Source organism: Actinoplanes sp. ATCC 53533 (assembly GCF_003947245.1).
Window position 1 is genome coordinate 1 of the sequence record NZ_QHHV01000014.1, and the last position, 19,901, is coordinate 19,901.

A 19,901-nucleotide genomic window follows, 5' to 3' on the forward strand; every position below is an offset into this window, starting at 1 on the left:
TTCGGCCACGCCAAGGTCGGCGGCTACAACGTCTATCTACGCGGATACAACCCGCTGATCACCACCATCTCCACACCGCTGTCGGCGCCGGTCATCGCCGCCACGAGGCTACGTTCGGGTAACGCCGGCTCCGCCCGCGGCGCCGCCAGCATGATCGCCGAAGCGATCACGACCGCCCGCTCGTGCGGCGCGTCGGGTGAGATCGTGGTCCGGGCGGACTCGGCGTTCTACACCAAAACGGTGATTACCACCTGCTGGCGTCGTGACGTGCGGTTCTCGGTCACCACCCGGATCGACGCGAAGATCCGTACCGCGTGCGACAGCATCAGCGACGATCAGTGGCTCGACATCAAGTATCCGCGGGCCGTCTTCGACGAAGACCAGCAGCGGTGGATCTCCGACGCGCAGATCGCCGAAACCGTCTACACCGCGTTCGCCGGCACCCGCCACGCGGTGACCGCCCGGCTGATCGTGCGCCGGATCCGCCGCGACGACCCCACGCAGATCCCCGGTCAGGAAGAACTCGTACCGACCTACCGGTATCACGCGGTGTTCACCGATTCGCCGTTCACTCTCGTGCAGGCCGAATCGCAGCACCGCGGACACGCCATCATCGAGCAGGTCAACGCCGATTTGATCGCCGGGCCCCTGGCGCATCTTCCCTCCGGGAGGTTCAGCGCGAACGACGCCTGGCTGACCTGCGCCGCAATCGCCCATAACCTCACCCGCACTGCCGGGCACCTCGCCGCCGGCCCTCAAGCCGGCGCCCGGCCAGCGACGATTCGTACCCGGATCATCAACGTCGCCGCCCGGATCGCGCATCGGGCCCGCACCATCCACCTGCACCTCCCCGAGCACTGGCCCTGGCAGACGGCGTTCGACAACCTGTTCACCGCCGTCCAGGCCACCCCCGGCTGACCAGCCGGAACCCGCAGAATCCAGGCGGCCCGGCCACAGGCCACAACCCTGCTCCACCCGAACAAACGCGTCCAGGGCAAGCCGATCACGAGATCGGCGACTCCCACACGCCCGCCGGATCACCCCACACAGAAATGATCAACGGCGATCGACACCGACTGCGTCGGTGGATCGAGGCTTAGGGGGACGACTCCGGGAAGATCCCCATTTACTCGGCGTCCGCCGGCCGGAAAGCATCGGTCCATGATGATTTCCCGAGTGCTCGTCCTCACCGTGACGGCGGCGGCAGCCGTGGTCGCGGTGGCCGCGCCGCCGGTCTCCGCGCGGCCCGCGGCCATCGACTGGCAACCCTGCGCGGCCACCGGGGAGGCCGCCACCGCCGGCTGCGCCACCCTGGAACTCCCGATCGACTGGACGGAGCCGGCCGCCGGCACGTTCGGCTTCCGTATCGCCCGGCGCACGGCCACCGATCCGTCCGCGCGGGTCGGCACCCTGATCTTCGGTCCCGGCGGGCCGGGCGACAGCGGGGTGAGCCGGGTCAGCACGGGCCAGTCACGCTTCAGCGAGGAACTGCGGCGGCGTTTCGACATCGTGAGCTTCGACCCGCGGGGGGTCGGCGCGAGCCATCCGATCACGTGCCCGGACGGCCCGCCGCTGCCGGCGGCCCCGGCCGTGCTGACCGGCCAGGCCGACTTCGACAGGACGCTGAAGGGCAACCGCGAGCTGTGGAAGGAGTGCCGGAGGCTGACCGGGCCGCTGTTCGACCACGCGGACTCCGCGAGCACGGTACGGGACCTGGACGCGCTGCGCGCCGCGCTGGGCGAGCGCACCCTGACCTTCCACGGCTCCTCGTACGGCACCCTGCTGGGCGAGCTGTACGCGGAGCGGTACCCGGGCCGGGTCCGCGCGATCGTGCTGGAGAGCGCCGTCGACCACAGCCAGCGGACCGACGGGTTCCTGCGCACCCAGGCGTGGGCGCTGCAGGACTCGTTCGACGCGTTCGTGGCGTGGTGCACCCCGCAGCAGCAGGCTTGCGTCCTGCGCGGCGAGGACATCCGTGCGGTGTGGGCGGAGGTGTGGGGCGAGGCCGAGCGGGGCGAGCTGAACCTGCCGCCGTACCAGCTCGTCGCGAACGTGCACAAGCAGCTGGCCCGCGCCGACTACCCGGGCCTGGCGGGCTTCATCGACACGATGCGGGACGGCGGTGCGGGCGACACCCAGCGGCTCAGCCCGGTGCTGGCGGTGTTCTGCGCGGACTGGGCCCTGCCGGTGCGTGACTACGGTGAGTACCGCCGGCTGCTGGACCGGGCCGAGGCGCAGGCGCCGGACCTGCGCTACCCGGCCGGGGTCTTCGCGCTGTCGGCGTGCCTGGGCTGGCCGCAGCCGGTGGCGAACCCGCAGCACCGGCTGCGGGCGCACACCCGGACGCCGCTGCTGCTGATCAACTCACGGCACGACCCGGCCAGCGGCTACAACTGGGCCACGGAGGTGGCGCGCCAGCTGGGACGCAGCGGCGTTCTGCTGAGCTACGCCGGTGCCGGCCACGGCTCCTACAACAGCTCGGACTGCATGACGCGGGCGGTCGACGCGTACCTGATCTCGCTGACCGTGCCCGCGCGCGGCACGGTCTGCCCCGCGGCGTGACCCCGTGGGCCCGCCGGGCCGTTCACAGGCCCGGTAGGTCCAGGGTGTGCGCGGTGTGGGTGGCCTTGGTCGCCAGGTAGCGCAGGTTCGCCGCCGACAGGTGCACCCCGGTCGGGATGCGCTCGGTGACCTCCACGCCGCGGGCCTCCAGCTGGGACGCCTTGTCCGGGTTGTTGCTCAGCAGCCGGATCCGCTCGGCGCCCAGGGCCAGCAGCATCTGGGCCGCCGCGGTGTAGTCCCGCTCGTCCTCGCCGCGGCCCAGGGCCACGTTGGCCTCGTAGGTGTCCAGCCCGGCCTCCTGCAGCGCGTACGCGTCGAGCTTCGCGTACAGGCCGATGCCGCGGCCCTCCTGGCGCAGGTAGAGCAGCAGGCCGCCGGGCTCGGCGATGCGCTCCACCGCCTCGCGCAACTGCGGGCCGCAGTCGCAGCGCTGGCTGCCGAACACGTCGCCGGTCAGGCACTCGCTGTGCGGGCGGACCAGCGGCGTCGCCTGCACGGCACGTTCCCAGTCGCCCAGGCCCAGGGCCAGGTGCTCGCGGCCGTCGACCAGGCCGTCGAAGGTCAGCACCCGCGCGGTAGTGGCGTAACCGTCCGCGAAGCGCAGCGGAACCGTGACACGCGTCCGCACCGTGGCTGACGGGATGGTTCCGACGTCGAGCGTTCCCCAGCCGGCCGTCTCGGACATCGGCCCCCCATTTCGATCTACGGACAGTTCGGATACCCAGGTCACGCGCGTTCAGTCCCGGTAGCGCTCGGAAAGGGCGTAGCGCAGCAGCACCACGTCGCCGATCTGCCGCACCTCGGTCAGGTCCGCCCGGCGCTCCGGCCCCCACGGGAAGCACCCGTCGCCCACGAAGCGCGGCGCCCGCGAGTCGCCGACGAAGAACGGCGCCACCACCAGCTGCAACTCGTCGGCGAGGCCGCCGGTGAGGAAGCCGGTGTGGATCGTCCCGCCGCCCTCGACCATCAGCCGGTTGACGCCGCGCCCGGCGAGGTCGGTGATCACCCTGGTCAGGTCGACCGGGTCGCCGGCGTCGACCACCGTCGCCACCTTGCCCAGCTTCTCCTCGGCGCTCGGCAGCGCCGGGGTCGCACAGTAGACGAGCTTGTCGGCATCGCCGAGGGTGAAGAACCGGGCGGCCGGGTCCAGGCCGCAGGTGCCGGTCACGGTCACCTTCACCGGATCCGGCGGGAGCCCGCGCGCGATCCGGGCGGCCCGGCGGGTCTCGTCGCGGATCAGCAGCCGCGGATTGTCCACCCGCACGGTGCCGGCGCCGACCAGGATCGCGTCGCAACCCGCGCGCACCTCGTCGACCCGGTCGAAATCGGCCGCATTGGACAGCAATAGCCGTTCGTCGCTCGGACTGTCCACATATCCGTCGATGGACATGCCGCAGCTGAGCAGTACGTACGGTCGATCGAGCACAGATGGCCCTCCTACGGAGCGACCAGCGTCCCCCCGGCCTCCAACATAATCGCATTGACGGGAGACGGCATTGTCACGCACCGCTGCCGACCAGCTCCCGCACCGGGATAAGGATCTTGTGGTGGGGCACGACGGCCGGCTCGATCAGCGGCTCCGCCACCGCCACCGTGACCACGGCGGCGGCCCGGGCACGCGCCTTCGCCCTCGCGCCGGCCAGCGCCCGCGTGATGATCACGACCAGGCCCGGCAGCGCGGCCACGAAGGCGAACAGGCCGTAGACCACGGCGATGGTCAGGCCCTGGGTGGCGCTGAGGCCGGCCGCGCCGAACGCCCACGCGGTCACACCCTCGCGCGGCCCCCAGCCGCCGATGTTCACCGGCAGGGTCATCGCGAGCAGCGCGAGCAGCATCAGCGGGGCCAGGCGCAGCAGCGAGGCATCCGAGCCGGCGGCGCGGGCGGCGACCACGAACGTCGCCAGGTGCCCGGCCAGCACGACCGTCGAGGCCAGCACGATGCCCGGCCAGTTGCGGCGGGTCAGCAGCCCGGAGCGGACCTCGGCGACCCCGGTGCGCGCGGCCCGCGCCCACCGGGAGGCGCCGCTGCGCAGCCGCCCGACGGCGAAGACCGCCAGGGCCGCGAGGCCGACGGTGGTCGCCGCCGCGACGGCGAGCCCCCGGACGTTGGCCTGCAGGTGGGACAGGACCGGCGACGGTACGGTCAGCAGCACGGTCACGCCCACGGAGACGAGCACCACCTGGCCGGCGGTCCGTTCGAGCACCACGGCCCGCACGCTGCGGCCCACGTCACCCTCTTCGCGGCCGTGCTGCACCGCCCGGTCGACGTCGCCGAGCACCCCGCCCGGCAGCGCCGCGTTGATGAACAGCGCCTTGTAGTAGTCGGCGATCGCGCCGCGCAGCGACAGGGTCATGCCGAGGCCGCGGGCCACCAGGCACCAGCGCCACGCCGAGAAGACGGTGGTCGCGACGCCGATGGTGAACGCCAGCGCCAGCGCCGGGCCGTCGATCACTCGCAGTCCAGCGACGAAAGCGCCGGTGCCCAGGCGCCAGAGCAACACAGCGAGGATTCCCACCCCGCCGAGCACTCGCACCCAGGCCCAGATCGAACGGTTCATGCCACTGCCCCCTCAGGATCACCTACTGGCACTAATACGTCCCGGCGGCGGCAGGTGGTTCAGACTTTCTGTGCGAGAAGATCTTGATGCCCGACCGTTACCCGCAGCCGGCCCGCCTCGGCGGCCGTCGTCCGGGCCGCCAGATACTCGTCCAGGTGCAGGTCAGGACGCTGATCGGCGGCCGCGCCGACCCAGCCGCGGAGCCATTCGGCGGCCAGCGCGCCCAGTTCCGGCCCGAGCTGCCAGGGGCTCGGCCGGACGGTCACCGAGACGCCGGCCTTCGCGAACGCCTCGGCCGCGGCCCCGACCGCCTCCGGCCCGAGCAGCCGCCGATCGCCGACCGCGCGCCGCTGGTGGGCGTTGAACGCCTCGGCCACCTCGGCGTCGAGCGGATCGGCGGGCTCCAGGGTGACCTCGCCGACCACGGAGAGAGTGAACAGCGCGGGGGTGTCCGACGCCACACACACCTCGGCCAGCGCGGCGACCTCGTCGGTGGTGAACAGGTCGAGCAGCGCCGAGCAGGTGACCAGCGAGGTGTCCGCCAGGTCGGCCACGGTCAGGTCGGTGACATCACCCTCGGCAGTCGTCACGGTGACCGCGGTCCCGTCCGCGGCGGCGGCCGGCAGGTTCGCGGCGGCGTGCGCGAGCAGCGCGGGGTCGCGGTCCTGCAGCACCCAGCGCTGCGGGCCGGGCAGCAGCGGCGCCAGCCACCGGCCCATCGAGCCGGTGCCGCAACCGAGGTCGCGGATGACCAGCTCCCCGCCGGCCGGCAGGCGCAGCGCCTTGATCAGGTCGCGGTCGCGGGCGGCGGCGTCGGCGGGCTCGCGCAGCGTGAGCCACGTCGAGCTGAACTCTCCGGTCATCGGTCCAGTACCTCGTTCAGTCGTCGGGTCGTGAAGTCCCAGCCCCGCAGGCCGGACCGGCGGGCTTCGGCCGAGGCCCGCCAGCCGCGCCGCAGCGCCGGGTCGGTGAGCCAGCGCCGCAGCGCCGCGGCGAGGGCCGCTGGGTCGCCCGGGGGCACGAGCGCCCCGGGCAGAGAGCCGTCCGGGGCGGTGCCCAGCGCCTCCGGCACGCCGGCGACCCGCGTGCCGAGCACCGGTACGCCGCGCGCCAGCGCCTCGGTCACCACCATGCCGTACGTCTCGGCCAGCGACGGCAGCACCAGCAGGTCGGCCTCCCGGTACGAGCGCGCCAGCGCCTCCCCGGTCCGGGTCCCCGCGAGCTCGACCCGGCCACCGGTGACCGCGGCCAGCTCCCGGACCCGGTCGACGAACGCCGGGGCGCGGTCCAGGGCGCCGACCAGGGTGCAGGTCCAGGGCAGGTCGGCGACCGACTGCAGGGCCTCGACCAGGACGTCCTGCGCCTTGCGCGGGGTCACCGCCGCGACGCAGAGCAGCCGGCCGCCGTCCGGGCCCGGCTCCGCGAGCGGCGCGGGGTCGACGCCCGGGGCGGCGACGTGCACGCTGCCGGCCGGCAGGTCGTGCAGGGTCTCCACCCGCCGGGCGGCGCCCGCGCTGGTCGCCACCACCGCCGCGGCGGCCCGCAGCGTCCGGCGCTCCCGGGCGGTCAGCTCGGCGGCCTCGGCGGGGGAGAGCCCCGTCTCGTCACCGAGCGGCAGGTGCACCAGCACCACGAGGCGCAGCCGCTCCGCCAGCGGTTCCAGCAGCTCCGGCACCGCGCAGGCGACCAGGCCGTCGAGCAACACCGTCGCGTCCCGGGGCAGCTGCGCCAGCGCCCGCGCCAGCACCGAGCGGGCCCGTTCCGCCGGGTGCGGCCAGGCCGCCGCGACCGCGATCTCGTGCACATCGCGCGTCGCGGCCAGCCCGGTCACCACTCGCCGGTCGTACGTGTTGCCACCGCTCGGTGCGGCCGGGTCGTCGATCCCGCCCGGCAGCACCACATGCAGGGCAGCGGTCACAGGTGCCGCTCGTAGCTCGCCCACGCGATGTGCGACTCGTGCAGGGTGACCGCGATGCCGGTCAGGCCGCGCGCCCCCACGCCGAGGTCGCCGGACTCCGCCTTGCCGGCCAGCCGGTCGGCGATGACCTTGGCGAGGAACTCCGTCGAGGTGTTCACGCCGGCGAACTCGCCCTCGTCGTCGAGGTTGCGGAAGCTCAGCGAACCGCAGATGGTGTGCAGCTGCTCGCTCGCCCGGCCGATGTCGACGACGATGTTGTCCGCGTCCAGCTCGGGCCGCTTGAACGTGGCGTCCACCACGAAGGTCGCGCCGTGCAGCTTCTGGGCGGGTCCGAAGACCTCCCCCGAGAAGCTGTGGGCGATCATGATGTGGTCACGGACGGTGACGCTGAACATTCACTCTCCAGTCGGGTAGGTGATCAGGTGGCACAGGGCGGGCAGTTCCCCGCTGGTCAGTCGTGGCAGCACCGCCGGCAGCTCGTCGAAGCCGGACTCCCCGGTGAGTAGGGCGTCGAAGATCGGGTCGGCGAGCAGGTCCAGGGCGACCGCCAGCCGGTCGGCGTAGCCGCGGCGCCCGCGCCGCGCCGGGGCGATCCCGCCCACCTGGCTGCTCTTGATCACCAGGCGGCGGGAGTGGAAGAACTCCCCGAGCGGGACGCTGACCTCGCGGTCTCCGTACCAGCTGAGCTCGATGACCGTAGCCTCCGGCGCCAGCAGCTCCAAAGCCCGGGTCAGCCCCGCCGCGGTGGCGCTGGCGTGGACGACCAGGTCACAGTCGCCGGTCGCGGCCGCGGGCAGGGCGAAGCCGACCCCGAGGGCGGCGGCGACCGAGGCGCGTTCCGGGTTGGCGTCGACCAGCTGCACCCTGGCGCCGGGGAAGCGGGCCAGCACGGCGGCGACGCTCGCGCCGACCATGCCCGCGCCGACCACGGCGATCCGGTCGCCGACCAGCGGCGCGGCGTCCCAGAGCGCGTTGACCGCGGTCTCCACCGTGCCGGCCAGCACCGCCCGGCTCGCGGGCACCCCCTCGGGCACCACCGTCACGGCGGCGGCCGGGACGACGTAGCGGGTCTGGTGCGGATACAGCGCGAAGACCGTGCGGCCCAGCAGCCCGGGCGGGCCCTGCTCGACGACGCCGACGTTGAGGTAGCCGTACTTCACCGGGGCCGGGAAGTCGCCCTCCTGGAAGGGCGCGCGCATGGCCGCGTGCTGGCTCTCCGGCACCCCGCCGCGGAACACCAGGGTCTCTGTGCCCCGGCTCACCCCGGAGTGCAGCGTGCGCACGAGCACCTCGTCCGGGCCGGGGCTGCCGACGGTCACCGGCCGGATCTCACCCCGGCCGGGCTCGGCGAGCCAGAAAGCGCGGGCGTCACCCGTCATAGGTATTTCTCCTCGAACGCTGAACCGAACGCGCGGATCAAGCGTGTTCAGTGACGACAAGCGGCAACCATACGCGGCAACGGATCTTGCCCACCCGGAGGCACGGTGACTATCAGTATCGCCACGATGACGGCTCGTCAGAGCCGGGGACCGATCGTCGGCCTGGCCGCGCATGTGATCCTGGTGACGGCCCTCGCCGCCACCGTCGGGGTCAGCGCGGCCGGCTGGCTGGCGGGCGCGGCGTACGCCGTGGTCCTGGCCGTGGTCCTCGGCGCGGGCCTGCGCCGCACCGGAATGCGCGCCCTCGGCCCGGCGAACGCCGTGACCCTGGGCCGCGCGACGCTGGTCGGCGGCGTGACCGCCCTGGTGGTGACCTCCTTCACCGCGCCGGTGCCCACCCCGGTGCTGGTCACCCTGGTCGGCGTGGCGCTGGCCCTGGACGGCGTGGACGGCCAGGTGGCCCGGCGCACCAACTCCACGACGAAGCTGGGCGCGCGCTTCGACATGGAGGTCGACGCGTTCCTGATCCTGGTGCTGAGCGTCTTCGTCGCCGGCACCTTCGGCTGGTGGACGATCGCGATGGGTGCTGCCCGGTACGTCTTCGTCGCCGCCTCGTGGGCGTGGCCGTGGCTCAACGCCCCGCTGCCGCCGAAGTTCTCCCGCAAGGTCGTCGCGGCGGTCCAGGGCGTGGCGCTGGTGGTCGCGACGGCGAGCCTGCTGCCTGAGGCCGTCGCGTTCGTGCTGGTCGCCGCCGCACTGGCGTCGCTGACCTGGTCCTTCGGCCGCGACGTGCAGTGGCTGGCCGCCGAGGAGCGCCGGCGCCGCCTCGCGGACGCCCGGGCCCGGGTGGCCGCCCGCCGCACGGTGCTGCTGCCCAGCCCGCGCCTGCGCCCGCAGCCGGCTCCGGCCAACGCCTGAGGCCGCCGCCCCGGGCCGGCCTGGCCTGAGCCTCCGTGCGGCGGCGTCTGCGCGGTGTGTCGGGAAAACAACTGCTCGGTCAGGCCTGACGTACGCGGCCTCACCTACGTCAGGGCCATCGATCTCGACCGCCGGCGCCGGGGCATCGATCACCTGTCAAGATGACCCTTGCCTAGTAGTCGCTAGACAATACAGACTGTCCTTCGTGCCTCCCGCCAAGCACAAAGGAGCAATCCATGAGCGGCCACGTCCCCTTCGGCGTCGCCTCCGCCCGCCCGGCGCCGCCCCGCGATTTCGACGGCATCTTCAAGGCGCTGCTCGACGCCCATCCCCGCGACGCCCTACAACTACTGTGCGGCGCCACCCTGCGGGACGGTGACGTGATCACCGCGGAGCCCACCGAACAGTCGCGGCAACGCAACCGCCAATGCGACAAAGTGGTCACGATTCGGCACGACGACGGAACCCCCACCGACGTCTACCAGATCGAGATCCAACTCAAACGCACCGAGGACTTCCAGGAACGCATGGTGTCCTACTGGGCGTCCCTGGCAATCAGGTACCGCCGCTCCACGCACCGTATCCACCAGGTGGTCCTCTGGCCTGAAGGCGACGGATACCCGGGCCGCTTCGAACGCGACCAGGAACGGCTCGATTACCACGCCGTGAACATCCCCGACGACTTCGACCCCGACACGCTACTGGCCAGCACCACCCCCGCACTCGCACTATTCACCCGCAAACCCCCTCACGACCTCGTGGAACGTGTCACCGACCGGATCGCCGCCACCGAGAAACACGAGGACAAACTGCTCCAGACCGAACTGGGTATGCTGGTCGGAGGTTCCCTGGCGACCCAGCTGGTAGAAGCACTGCGAAGGAGAGGCATGAACAACATCCTCGAGCAGACCGAGACCGGCCGCGAGATCGCCCGCAAAAACCGCGAAGAAGGCCGCGAAGAAGGCCGCGAAGAAGGTCACGTCGACTTGATGAGGGCCGCGCTCCAAGCGGCGTACGGCGACATCACCGACCTCGATGATCTCGCCCGCCGTCTGGCCGACCGCGACCACAGCGGAAACATCGCACGCATCGTCGCCGGCGCGACGCTGGACGACCTGCGCGCCTGATCAGCGGGTGCCGCCGTGCGTCGGCCCCCGGTCGATGCCCAGTCCCCGCCTCGCCCGCCACCAACAGAACTATTCCGTTGGCGGGGCGGCGGACATGACGGTCAGGCGATGCGGATGATCGCGCCGGGTGGGGGAGCCGGGACCGCGCCCGGGTGCAGGATGGCCGCGATCGCCTCGACCCCGTCGATCAGGCGGGGTCCGGGCCGGACCACCAGCCCGTCGCCGTCGATCGCCCACACCTGGGCTTGCGGGAAGCGTGCCGGCACCCCGGCGGCCTGGGCCGCGGCGCCGTCCAGGTGGAAGCCGCACGGCGTGACCAGCACGATCTCCGGCTCCGCGGCGGCCAGCTCGGCCCAGGTCGTCTCCACCGACCGGGCTCCCGGGCGGGCCGCGACCGGGACGCCGCCGGCGGCCGTGACCAGATCCGGCACCCAGTGCCCGGCGGTGAACGGCGGCTCCACCCACTCCACGATCGCCACCCGCGGCCGGGGCCGGCCGGCCACCGTCGCGGCGACCGCCGCGAGCCGCCGCCGCAGGTCGGCGACCAGCGACTCCGCGCGCGGCAGGACGCCGGCCCGGGCGCCGACGGCGAGGAAGGTCTCCAGCACCTCGTCCAGCGAGTACGGATCCAGTGACAGCACGTCCGCCCGGCAGCCCAGATAGTCGAGCGCCGTCGTCACGTGGCCGGAGGGCAGCGCGCACACCCGGCACAGGTCCTGGGTCAGGATCAGCTCCGGCGCCAGCCCGGCCAGCGCGTCCGCGTGCAGCGTGTAGAGGTCGCCGCCCGCGGCCAGCTGTTCCTTCACGTACGCGTCGATCTCGCCGGGGGTCAGGCCGCTGGTGTCGCGGCCGCCGACCACGACGGTCTTCTCGGCGCGGGCGGCCGGTGGCTCGTCACACTCGAACGTGACGCCGACGAGGTCGTCGCCCAGGCCGAGGGCGTACACGATCTCGGTGGCGGACGGCAGCAGTGAGACCAGGCGCATGTCAGGCAGTGTGCCGCAGGATCTCCGCGACCACGACGTCCCATACCGCCCGGGGCGGGAACTCGTGGCCCACGCCCGGCAGCGGCACCAGCCGGGCGGCCGGTATCTCCCGGGCCAGGGCGGCCGGGTGGGCCATCGAGAAGAGCGGGTCCGCGGTGCCGTGCATGATCAGCGTGGGCAGGTCGACCGTGCCGAGCCGGTCGCGGACCGGCGGGCCGCAGCCGGCCAGCCAGTGGTTGCGGCACGCGGCGGCCGGGTCGGTGGTGCGGTCGTAGACCCGCTCGGCGAGCTGCCGCAGCTGCTCCGGGTCCGCGGTGAAGCGACCGCCGACCGCCGACACGCAGGCGACCAGCTCCGCCACGGCCGCGGCGCGGTTCGAGTAGTCCGTCCGCGACGGCCGGCGCCACGCGGCCGCGGCCGGCGACTCATCGACCCGCCCGGGGCTGATCGACATAGGCGTCGTGGCCGGCGACTCGTCGACCCGCCCGGGGTTGGTCGACATAGGCGTCGTGGCCGGCGACTCGTCGACCCGCCCAGGGCTGGTCGACATAGGCATCACGGTGCGCAGGGCCGCGGCCGGCGACTCGTCGACGAGCCCGGGGCTGGTCGATATGAGTGTCACGGTGCGCAGCCGGGGTGGGTCCTCGACGGCGAGGCGCTGGGCCAGGCCGCCGCCGAGCGACAGGCCCACGATGTGTGCCCGGGCGATGCCCAGGGCGTCGAGCACCCCGAGCGCGTCCCCGGCCATGTCCACCTGCGTGTACGGCGGGTCGCCGGCCGGGAACGACGTCGACCGGCCGGTGTCGCGGTGGTCGTACCGGATCACGAAGCGGCCCCCGCCGGCGAGCCGGCGGCAGAATCCCTCCTCCCACCAGTCCATCGACCGCGCCCCGGCGGCGATCAGCAGCACCGCGGGAGCGTCGGGTTCGCCGAACGTCTCGAGGCACAGGTCCACGCCGTTAGCCGGCACCATCGTCTCGCCCATGGCCGGAGTATCACCGGGCTGCCTGACAGTTTGCTGCGCCGCGCTGTCCCCCGAAAGGTTCACGTCGGGGTGGCGCGCCCGCGCGGAGATCATCGGCGTGGCAGGGTCGGGATGTGCCTCTGCCCGATCTCGCGACCTACGCGCCGCACCGGACGATCACCGACGCCGCCTTCGAGGGCGTCGCCGTGCCGGGCCTGCGCGCCGAATTCTTCCACCGCGCCGAGGGGGAGCGGGTCGCCTCGGCCGGCCGCTACTCGATGGGCGGCCGGGACCTGCTGTTGGCCTGGGGATGGACCGACGAGCAGCACTGCCGCTACTCGTCGGTCCATGATCCCGAGGGGTTCTGGCATCCGGAGACCGAGGGCTGCCCGGTGGTGGAACTCCTGCGCGACGGCGAGGCGCCGGACGCGCCGGTGACCGGGCTGGCGATCCGCACCCCCGGGGGCCAGTGGGTCACCGCCGATCGGACGCCGGCGCGCTCGCGGTAACGGCGGAGGCGGAGCGGCGGACCAGCCCGAGGGAGACGCCGGTCAGCGTCAGGGCCAGCGCGAACAGCGTCAGGTGCAGCGTGGGGTCGGCGATCGGCACGAAGCCGATGATCGCCACCGGCACCTGAACGACGGCGATGAGCGCGGCCAGCAGCCAGCGCCGGGACCCGCGCCACAGCAGGGCCGTCCAGATCGGAGCGGACGCCACCAGCACGGTGAGCCCGTCGAGCAGAGCGTGCAGTTCGGCGTTGTGGACGGCGTTGTGGGCGAACCCCTGGGCCGGCGCGGCGACCCATCCCATGGCGAGTACGAGACCGGCGATGACAGCGGCACGACGCATGACTTCCTCCAAGCGTTGTGGAACCGTTGCACTGAGTAATGACGGTACGGAACGCCGACGCCGGCCGTAAAGCCCGCTACCGATTCATTCGCGCGACGTCACTCGCGCGACGAGATCGAAGGCGGCCGGCAGGCAGGTGCTCCAGTAGCCGAAGTTGTGCCGGCCGGCGGCGTACGACCCGGCGGCCTTGGGCTGCGGCAATGCCCGCTCCAGCGCCCGCACGTCGGCGAGCAGGCCGTCGCCGGTGCCGCACCAGAGCCCGACCGGCACGCCGCGCAGCGCACCCGCGCGGGTGAAGACGTCGTCCCCGGCGGTGACCGCCGGGGAGAAGGCGGCGACGGCCCGGACGAAGCCGGGGAAGGTCTGCGCCAGCAGCAGGGCGCCGTACCCGCCCATGGACCAGCCGCACACCGAGATCCGGCTCGTGTCGAAGCCGCGCCCGGCGCACCAGGCCGGAATCTCCTCGTGCACCATCCGCTGCGGGTCGTCGGCGCCGGCGGGCCGCCAGGAGAGCCGGCCGCCGGTCGCGCCGGCCAGCACGAACGGCGGGTTGCCGCGCCGCGCGGAGTCGGTGACGAAGCGGCCCAGGCCCAGCGCGGGGAAATCGGCGGCCGTCTTCGAGGCCCCGTGCAGGACCAGCAGCACCGGCAGGCCGCGCCCGTCGCCGTACCCGGCCGGGACGGCGGTGTAGAAGTCGACCGTCCGGCCGCGGGCGGCCGACGCCCGCTGCTCCAGCCGCTCGTCACCGGCCGGGGCGTCGGGGATGACCGGCTCGGCCGGGGTACGCCACCAGCGGTAGCCGCCGAGCGTCACGCCGCCCGCTGCCCCGGCCGCCGCCCCGGCCAACAGGGTCCGCCTTCTCATGTGCGCTCCATCCCCGTTCAACGGGCCGGGGGCGGACCAGGTCACGGTTGCTCGGCGTTCTCACCCTCTGGTGACCGTCCGGTCAGTATTGCTGGCTCGACGGGCCAGGTGACTACTCGTAGTAGTTTCGCCTAGAGTGGTTCGGTCGGCGTACGCCGACGTACTGAGCAGGAGATAACCGTGCATTTGAGCGAGGTCGCCATGGCTGCGGCTATCACCGTAAGTATTGCTGGCGTCTCTTACGCTGCGTTGAACACGGACAGCGTCCGAGGCACCGCGGTGACCGTGGCGAGCCAGGCGTCGTGCCGCGCGGTGGACGAGGCCATCGTCGGTTACCTGGCGCAGCACGACACCACTCCCACCGCGATCGGGCAGCTCCAGCCCTGGGTGCGGGGCGACATCTCGGCGTACCGGATCGTCAAGGGCCGGGCCGCCGGACCGGGCTGCTGACCGGGCGCCGGGGGTAACGGCACCTCGCGCGGGGCGCGGCTACACCTCGGGGGTCAGGTGACCCTCGACGATGCGCCGCACGATCGGGGGACGTTCCCAGAGGGTGAGGAGCTCGTTGGCGATCGCCACGATCGGCAGCGGGTGCCGGGGGCGGTGCGCCTTGATGGCGGCCGCCGACAGGCTCCGCGGAACCTTCCCGGCGTCCAGCAGGATGCGCCACTCCTCCGGTGCGAGCTCCAGGAACTCCAACCCGGTCAGCTCGGCGATCTCCAGCGGGTCGGCGAGCGTGCCGTGGTCGGCGGCGAGGGTGCGCAAGCGGGGCAACCCGGTGACGGCCGCGAGGCTGAGCGGCGCGCTGTCCCAATCGCCGATGCTGAGGACCTCCAGGTCGGGGTGAGCGGCGGCTTCGACGCTTGTCAGGCTTCGGCGGTTGACGTGCGCCACGACCGGTGACCGGTCTTCCTCATGGTCGGGGTGCTCACTCTCGCGTCGATGCACGACCAGGTCGGTGAGCGAGTCGGCGATCAGGGCGGCGCCGATGTCCAGCTCGTGGCTGAGCGTGATGATCTGCCCTCGATGTCCGCGGGGGCCGGGGGTCAGATCGACCGCGTACTGGTCGCCGTAATCATCTGCGGCGAACATGATCCACCCGGGCGAGCCGACCAGGCCCTGCACCGCGGCGTCCGGTGGGGTGACGACCGCCTCCATCGCCGCGAACTCCCACGGGCACGGACGCGACGAAGCGTCGGCGATGCTCAGCGTGTCGAGGGAGAGGGGCAGGAGCCCGACGGCATCGGAGACCCGCCGGGCTGCCGCGTCATCGTCAGCCCAGTCCTGCCACCGGGCTCGTGTTACCCGGTAGAGCGCTGTGAGTTCGTCGGGCAGCGCGATGCCGAGTCGTGCCTCCGCGGCGGCGATCTCCGCGTCGGTCGCGCCGATGGCATCGGGGATTCGCTCGCGGAGGGTCCGTTCCAGCAATGCGGGATCCGCTGAGCGGGCTGGGACCGCCCCGGGCGTGGGATTGGGTGGACGGCGCCAGGGCTCGGCCACGGCTCCCTCGATCAGAACGAGCGCTCCCGGGTACGGCCCGGAGCCGCCATCCACGGCCACGCCGGCGGTGAGCAGGTGGAGCGTCGTCGTTCCGGTCGGCGATATCTCCGCGACGAACGAGATGTCGTCGAGGCCGATGTCGGTGAGCGCGCTGAGGACCCGCCGCACCGCCTCGTCCACCTTCTCGTCGACCAGCAGGACTTGGTCCGGCGGGGGAAACCGCTGCGGCAGGGGCAGGCTCCACCCGCCGTGGCCGATGTTGCCTGCCAGATGGCCGCCGGGGGCATCGACGGTCTCCTGGTTGCCCGCCCACAGGAGCCTCAGCAGGGGTTCCCAGGTCACGAAGTCGTGGATCGAGGGCAACGGGGTCCTCCGGTTCCGCAGGCGACATGCCGACAAAGATCCAGGCTAGTCGTCCGGATCCAGCCGGGGCTGTCGGCGATGAACTCGGAGAGCGGCTGCGACAGGTGGGTCAGCTCGCCAGGCTGAAGCGTTCCGAGTGCACCTGCGCCGCCGGGACCTTCAGCGCCCGCAGGCTGCGCAGCACCGCGTCCGTCATCGCCGCCGGGCCGCAGACGTAGACGTCGCGTTCCCTGATGTCCGGGACCAGCGCGGCCAGGTTCTCCGGGGCGAACGGCGTGTTCGGCGGGGAGCCCGCGCCCGTTCGGCCGGTCAGCACGTGCAACTGCGCGCCCCGGGACCGGGCCAGGTTCTGCAGTTCGCCCAGCAGGACGGCGTCCTGGGTGCTGGGCGCCCGGTACAGCACGGTCGTCGGGCCGGTCGCCTCCTCCAGCAGGGCCCGGATCGGGGTGACGCCGACGCCGCCCGCGATCAGCAGCGTCGTGGGTTTCGTGCGGCTCAGGGCGGTGAACGCGCCGTACGGGCCCTCGGCGAAGACCCGGCTGCCGATCGGGATCGTCCGCAGGCGGGCGCTGGTCGAGCCGACGGCCTTGGCCGTCAGGCGCAGGGTGCGGCCGTCCGGGGCGGACGACAGGGAGAACGGGTTCGCCTCCCACCAGCGGCCGTGGCCCAGGAAGCGCCAGATCATGAACTGGCCCGCGCGGGCCGGGAGCTTGTCCATGTTCTTGCCGGTCACGTAGATCGAGACGACGTTGTGGGACTCGGGGATCACGGCCGCCACCCGGAACTGGTGGCGGGCGTTGCGCCACAGCGGCAGGACGACCCGGCCCGCGATCAGCGAGCCGAGGGCGAAGACCCACAGCGCCCACCAGTACGCCTCGGCCAGCGGCGAGGAGGTGAACGTGGACACCTCGGTGAGCTGGTGGATCAGCGCGAAGACGATCGCCACGTACAGCAGCAGGTGGATCGCGTGCCAGGCCTCGTACGACAGGCGGCGCCGGGCCGCGCGTACCGAAAGGCCCGCCGCGACCAGCACGATGCCGGCGGCCAGCATGCCCAGCAGGACCGGCAGCTGGCCCTTCAGGTTGTTGAACTCCGTCAGGGGAGTGGTGCTGTATTCGCTCGCGTAGCCGAGCAGGATGAAGGTCGGGTGCAGCAGGACCAGCCAGAACAGGGTGAATCCGGTCCAGCGGTGCCACGAGGTGAGCCGGTCCATGCCGATCCGCCGGTCCAGGAAGGGCAGCCGGGCGATCAGGATGAGCTGCAGGATCATCACCAGGGCCAGGTGCAGGCCCAGCCACTTGCCGAAGCCGAGGATGGCGTTCTTGGCCGGGTCGGCGGTCAGGAAGACCGTCTCGACGATCAGTACGTTGACCGCCACGACGGCCCACAGCACCAGCCGGGCGAGCCGGGCCGGGGGGATGCCCGCCGGCGCGGGTGCCCGGTCCAGCCGTTCATTCGCAGCCGTCATCGATCTCTCCTGTTCGCGAGCCCTGCGTCGTACACGTCCGGGTCTGCGATCCGGTTCACAGCGACGGTGTAGCACAGACGGGCCGGGCGGGGAAGCGTGCGCCGGGAATCCGACGCACGCCTCACCCGTACGGAGATCAGGGGAAGTTGACCACGTAGCTGGGCACGGTCTCCGTGCCCTGGGCGACCCCTCCGGTGGTGTTGATGACGTTGGTGATCGAGCCGACGCCGCCGAGCGACACGGTCAGCAGGTTGTGCATCCGGACGCCGGGCTTGACGGGCACCTCGAAGCCGCGGGCCGCGACGATCGACGGGTTCACGTTGAAGTAGCAGTAGCTGCCCAGCCCCCACGCCTCATGGGTGGTGACCGAGTCCGCGACCTTGTACGCCGCGTACCCGTTGGTCCCGCTGCGCCAGGCGGCCTGGGTCGGCGGGTCGTACGGCAGCTCGTTCTGGAAGAAGATCGTCCGGCCGCCGTTGCCGTTCCACTGCACCTGGTAGTTCTGGTAGTGCTCGACGAACAGGCCCAGGGCGAGCACGTCGTTGCCGTTGACGATGAGCCCGCTGGCGGCGGGGTTCGTCGTCCAGCCGACCCCGGCGCCGTGGTCGGCGCGCCAGGCCCAGATGTGATCGAGCAGCGTGTTGTTGCTGTTGACCAGCAGGCTGTTGGTGGCCGAGCCGGGACCGGCACCGCCGATCCGGAAGAACACGTCCTGGACCGAGGTCGGGTTGGCGGCGTGGTTCGCCGACGAGCCGGCCGGGCCGATCTGCAGCAGGTTCGGCGAGTTGGTGGTGCCGGCGTCGAACAGCAGGCTGGAGATCTTCACGCCGTCGACGTCCGCGACCGTCATCGGGGTCACGCCGCCGTCCGGGATGATCGTCGCGTAGCCCAGGCCCATCACCACGGTGTTCGCCCGGGTGACGTTGATGGTCTGGTCGACGTGGTAGATGCCCGGGGTGAAGAGCAGGTTGAGGCCCTGGGCCAGCGCCGCGTTGATGGTCGCCGCGGAGTCGCCGGGGTGCGCGACGTAGAACTGGGTCAGCGGGATCGAGCCGCCCGGCGTGTTCGGCCAGGTCACGTTGGAAGAGTTGGTCTGCAGGCTGGGCACCCACACGGCGTAGTTCGCGCCGTCCAGGTAGAGGTAGGGCTTCTCCCGGCTGATCGGGGTGGTGGCCATGGTGGTGATCGGCGGGTTCGGGAAGGTGGTCGCCGGGGCACCGACCACGCCGGTGAAGACGTTGTTCCAGACCGCGTTCAGGTTCATCGCGATGCTGCTGTTGCGGGTGTACCACTGCTGCTGCGAGAACGGCTGCAGTTGCCCGTTCACCTTCGTGTCGGCGATGTAGCCGCCGCTGGCCCAGCCGAAGCCGGTCGGGGTGAGACTGAGATGGGTGTTGATGTTCATCCGGCGCATCGGCGCGGCCTGGGCGACGGCCCACCGCTCGTAGGCGGTGCCGGCCGGCGGCGTCACGGAGAAGTTCTCGCTGCTGCGCCAGAAGTTCTGGGTGGCGTTGCCGCCGAACCAGCCCGCGTCGACGGTCAGGTTGCTGCTGTTCAGGTGCACGTCGGTGGGGTTGCGGCCGAGCCCGGCGATGGAGGTGTAGAAGCCGATGTTGGCCGTGAGGTCGTGGTAGGTGCCCGGCTTGAACAGCAGTTCGTAGCGCTGGCTGCCGAACTGCTGGGTCTCCGACTGCTGGAACACGCTGGTGAGCTGGCTCTGGATCGACGCGGTGGACATCGACGGGTCGAAGACCAGCACGTTGGGCCCGAGCGAGCCGCCGCCGGGGATCGTCGGCCCGCCGGCGGGGACGCCGTAGACCTGGAACTCGAAGAGCGAGTAGCCGTAGGGCGTCGCCCGGGCGGTGCCGTTCATCCGGACATACCGACCGGTGCCGGCGACGGCGAGGGTCTGGATGCCGCCGGTCCCGCCGGTCGTCGACGAGACGGTGGTCCAGGCGGTGCCGTCGGCCGAGGTCTGGATCTGGTACGCGGACGCGTACGCGGCCTCCCAGTTCAGCACGACCTGGCTGATCGCGTACGAGGCGCCGAGGTCGACCCGGATCCACTGCGGATCGCTGAAGGCGCTGGACCACCGGGTGCCGGTGTCGCCGTCGACGGCGGCGGACGCCGGGAAGGTGCCGTTCTCGGTGGAGGAGGCGGTGGCGGTCTTGCCCTGCGACACGAGCGGATCGGCGGCGAGCGCTCGCTGCGGGGTGACCAGGGTAAGGGCGGCGACCAGCGTGAGGACGAGGCCGGTCAGGGCGCCGAGGCGGGGGACGGGAGCGGCTTCCATGAGCACTCCTAAGGTTGTAAACAATGTTACGTGAGAGCGCTCTCTGAGACTGGGCTGAGTGCTGAAAGATGTCAATAGTTCGATGGCAGCGCACACCAGTGGCGGGCCGGTCACGGTGAGGTCATACGATCGCTGCGGAGAAACCCGTAAAC

At 72.2% G+C, this 19,901-nt stretch carries 20 protein-coding genes; 6 read left to right on the plus strand and 14 right to left on the minus strand.

Annotation, left to right across the window (positions count from 1 at the left end):
- Together DMB66_RS04975 and DMB66_RS04980 are read left to right on the plus strand one after the other, a co-directional pair.
- On the plus strand, positions 1-918 hold a 918-nt coding region (locus tag DMB66_RS04975; RefSeq protein WP_125802811.1), incomplete at its 5' end, for an IS1380 family transposase.
- A 246-nt stretch (positions 919-1,164) separates the two neighbouring features.
- On the plus strand, positions 1,165-2,562 hold the full coding sequence (locus DMB66_RS04980; RefSeq protein ID WP_125802911.1) for an alpha/beta hydrolase: 1,398 nt from the start codon (positions 1,165-1,167) through the stop codon (positions 2,560-2,562).
- 22 nt (positions 2,563-2,584) lie between these two features.
- Here DMB66_RS04980 and ribA read toward each other — a convergent pair whose 3' ends face one another.
- The 7 genes from ribA to DMB66_RS05015 form a co-directional block, all read right to left on the minus strand.
- Positions 2,585-3,247, minus strand: coding sequence for a GTP cyclohydrolase II (ribA, locus tag DMB66_RS04985; protein ID WP_125802812.1), 663 nt, complete (start codon positions 3,245-3,247; stop codon positions 2,585-2,587).
- A gap of 51 nt (positions 3,248-3,298) precedes the next feature.
- Positions 3,299-3,988: a dihydrofolate reductase family protein gene (locus DMB66_RS04990; protein WP_125802813.1), complete on the minus strand. Its 690-nt coding sequence runs from the start codon at positions 3,986-3,988 to the stop codon at positions 3,299-3,301.
- A gap of 73 nt (positions 3,989-4,061) precedes the next feature.
- Positions 4,062-5,120 carry a lysylphosphatidylglycerol synthase transmembrane domain-containing protein gene (locus DMB66_RS04995; protein ID WP_125802814.1) on the minus strand — a complete coding sequence of 353 codons (1,059 nt, stop codon included), beginning with the start codon at positions 5,118-5,120 and terminating at the stop codon, positions 4,062-4,064.
- Between the two features lie 59 nt (positions 5,121-5,179).
- Complete coding sequence (locus DMB66_RS05000) at positions 5,180-5,983, minus strand: methyltransferase domain-containing protein (protein ID WP_125802815.1); 804 nt, start codon at positions 5,981-5,983, stop codon at positions 5,180-5,182.
- The gene (locus DMB66_RS05005; protein ID WP_199751974.1) at positions 5,980-7,038 is read right to left on the minus strand and encodes a glycosyltransferase family 4 protein; all 1,059 of its coding nucleotides are present in this window, start codon (positions 7,036-7,038) and stop codon (positions 5,980-5,982) included. Before DMB66_RS05005 ends, DMB66_RS05000 begins: the two co-directional genes overlap by 4 nt.
- On the minus strand, positions 7,035-7,433 hold the full coding sequence (locus tag DMB66_RS05010; protein ID WP_125802817.1) for a 6-carboxytetrahydropterin synthase: 399 nt from the start codon (positions 7,431-7,433) through the stop codon (positions 7,035-7,037). The genes DMB66_RS05005 and DMB66_RS05010 overlap by 4 nt, the downstream gene beginning before the upstream one ends.
- Complete coding sequence (locus DMB66_RS05015; protein WP_125802818.1) at positions 7,434-8,417, minus strand: zinc-binding alcohol dehydrogenase; 984 nt, start codon at positions 8,415-8,417, stop codon at positions 7,434-7,436.
- Positions 8,418-8,543: 126 nt separating this feature from the next.
- Between DMB66_RS05015 and DMB66_RS05020 the strand changes: the two genes are divergently transcribed.
- Together DMB66_RS05020 and DMB66_RS05025 are read left to right on the plus strand one after the other, a co-directional pair.
- Complete coding sequence (locus DMB66_RS05020; protein ID WP_199751977.1) at positions 8,544-9,335, plus strand: CDP-alcohol phosphatidyltransferase family protein; 792 nt, start codon at positions 8,544-8,546, stop codon at positions 9,333-9,335.
- Positions 9,336-9,571: 236 nt separating this feature from the next.
- The gene (locus DMB66_RS05025) at positions 9,572-10,462 is read left to right on the plus strand and encodes a hypothetical protein (RefSeq protein WP_125802820.1); all 891 of its coding nucleotides are present in this window, start codon (positions 9,572-9,574) and stop codon (positions 10,460-10,462) included.
- A 101-nt stretch (positions 10,463-10,563) separates the two neighbouring features.
- Here the strand turns inward: DMB66_RS05025 and DMB66_RS05030 are convergent, their stop codons facing one another.
- Positions 10,564-11,448, minus strand: coding sequence for an ABC transporter substrate-binding protein (locus DMB66_RS05030; RefSeq protein WP_125802821.1), 885 nt, complete (start codon positions 11,446-11,448; stop codon positions 10,564-10,566).
- A 1-nt stretch (position 11,449) separates the two neighbouring features.
- Positions 11,450-12,433, minus strand: coding sequence for an alpha/beta fold hydrolase (locus tag DMB66_RS05035; protein WP_125802822.1), 984 nt, complete (start codon positions 12,431-12,433; stop codon positions 11,450-11,452).
- Between the two features lie 113 nt (positions 12,434-12,546).
- Between DMB66_RS05035 and DMB66_RS05040 the strand changes: the two genes are divergently transcribed.
- Positions 12,547-12,921 (plus strand): hypothetical protein, encoded by a 375-nt coding sequence (locus tag DMB66_RS05040; RefSeq protein ID WP_125802823.1) that lies wholly within the window; start codon positions 12,547-12,549, stop codon positions 12,919-12,921.
- Here DMB66_RS05040 and DMB66_RS05045 read toward each other — a convergent pair.
- Both DMB66_RS05045 and DMB66_RS05050 read right to left on the minus strand, forming a co-directional pair.
- Positions 12,887-13,261, minus strand: coding sequence for a hypothetical protein (locus DMB66_RS05045; RefSeq protein WP_125802824.1), 375 nt, complete (start codon positions 13,259-13,261; stop codon positions 12,887-12,889). The two genes, DMB66_RS05040 and DMB66_RS05045, sit on opposite strands and share 35 nt — an antisense overlap.
- 84 nt (positions 13,262-13,345) lie before the next feature.
- Positions 13,346-14,125 (minus strand): alpha/beta hydrolase family protein, encoded by a 780-nt coding sequence (locus DMB66_RS05050; protein WP_125802825.1) that lies wholly within the window; start codon positions 14,123-14,125, stop codon positions 13,346-13,348.
- 249 nt (positions 14,126-14,374) lie between these two features.
- On the opposite strand from DMB66_RS05050, the gene DMB66_RS05055 reads away from it, so the two are divergent.
- The gene (locus DMB66_RS05055) at positions 14,375-14,575 is read left to right on the plus strand and encodes a hypothetical protein (RefSeq protein WP_233624317.1); all 201 of its coding nucleotides are present in this window, start codon (positions 14,375-14,377) and stop codon (positions 14,573-14,575) included.
- Between the two features lie 39 nt (positions 14,576-14,614).
- Here DMB66_RS05055 and DMB66_RS05060 read toward each other — a convergent pair whose 3' ends face one another.
- From DMB66_RS05060 to DMB66_RS05070, 3 genes are all read right to left on the minus strand, one after another.
- The gene (locus tag DMB66_RS05060; protein WP_199751980.1) at positions 14,615-15,967 is read right to left on the minus strand and encodes an SMI1/KNR4 family protein; all 1,353 of its coding nucleotides are present in this window, start codon (positions 15,965-15,967) and stop codon (positions 14,615-14,617) included.
- 130 nt (positions 15,968-16,097) lie between these two features.
- Positions 16,098-17,456 carry a ferric reductase-like transmembrane domain-containing protein gene (locus DMB66_RS05065; RefSeq protein ID WP_125802828.1) on the minus strand — a complete coding sequence of 453 codons (1,359 nt, stop codon included), beginning with the start codon at positions 17,454-17,456 and terminating at the stop codon, positions 16,098-16,100.
- 136 nt (positions 17,457-17,592) lie between these two features.
- Entirely contained in the window at positions 17,593-19,749 is a 2,157-nt protein-coding gene (locus DMB66_RS05070) for a discoidin domain-containing protein (protein WP_125802829.1), read from the minus strand.
- Positions 19,750-19,901: the final 152 nt, after the last annotated feature.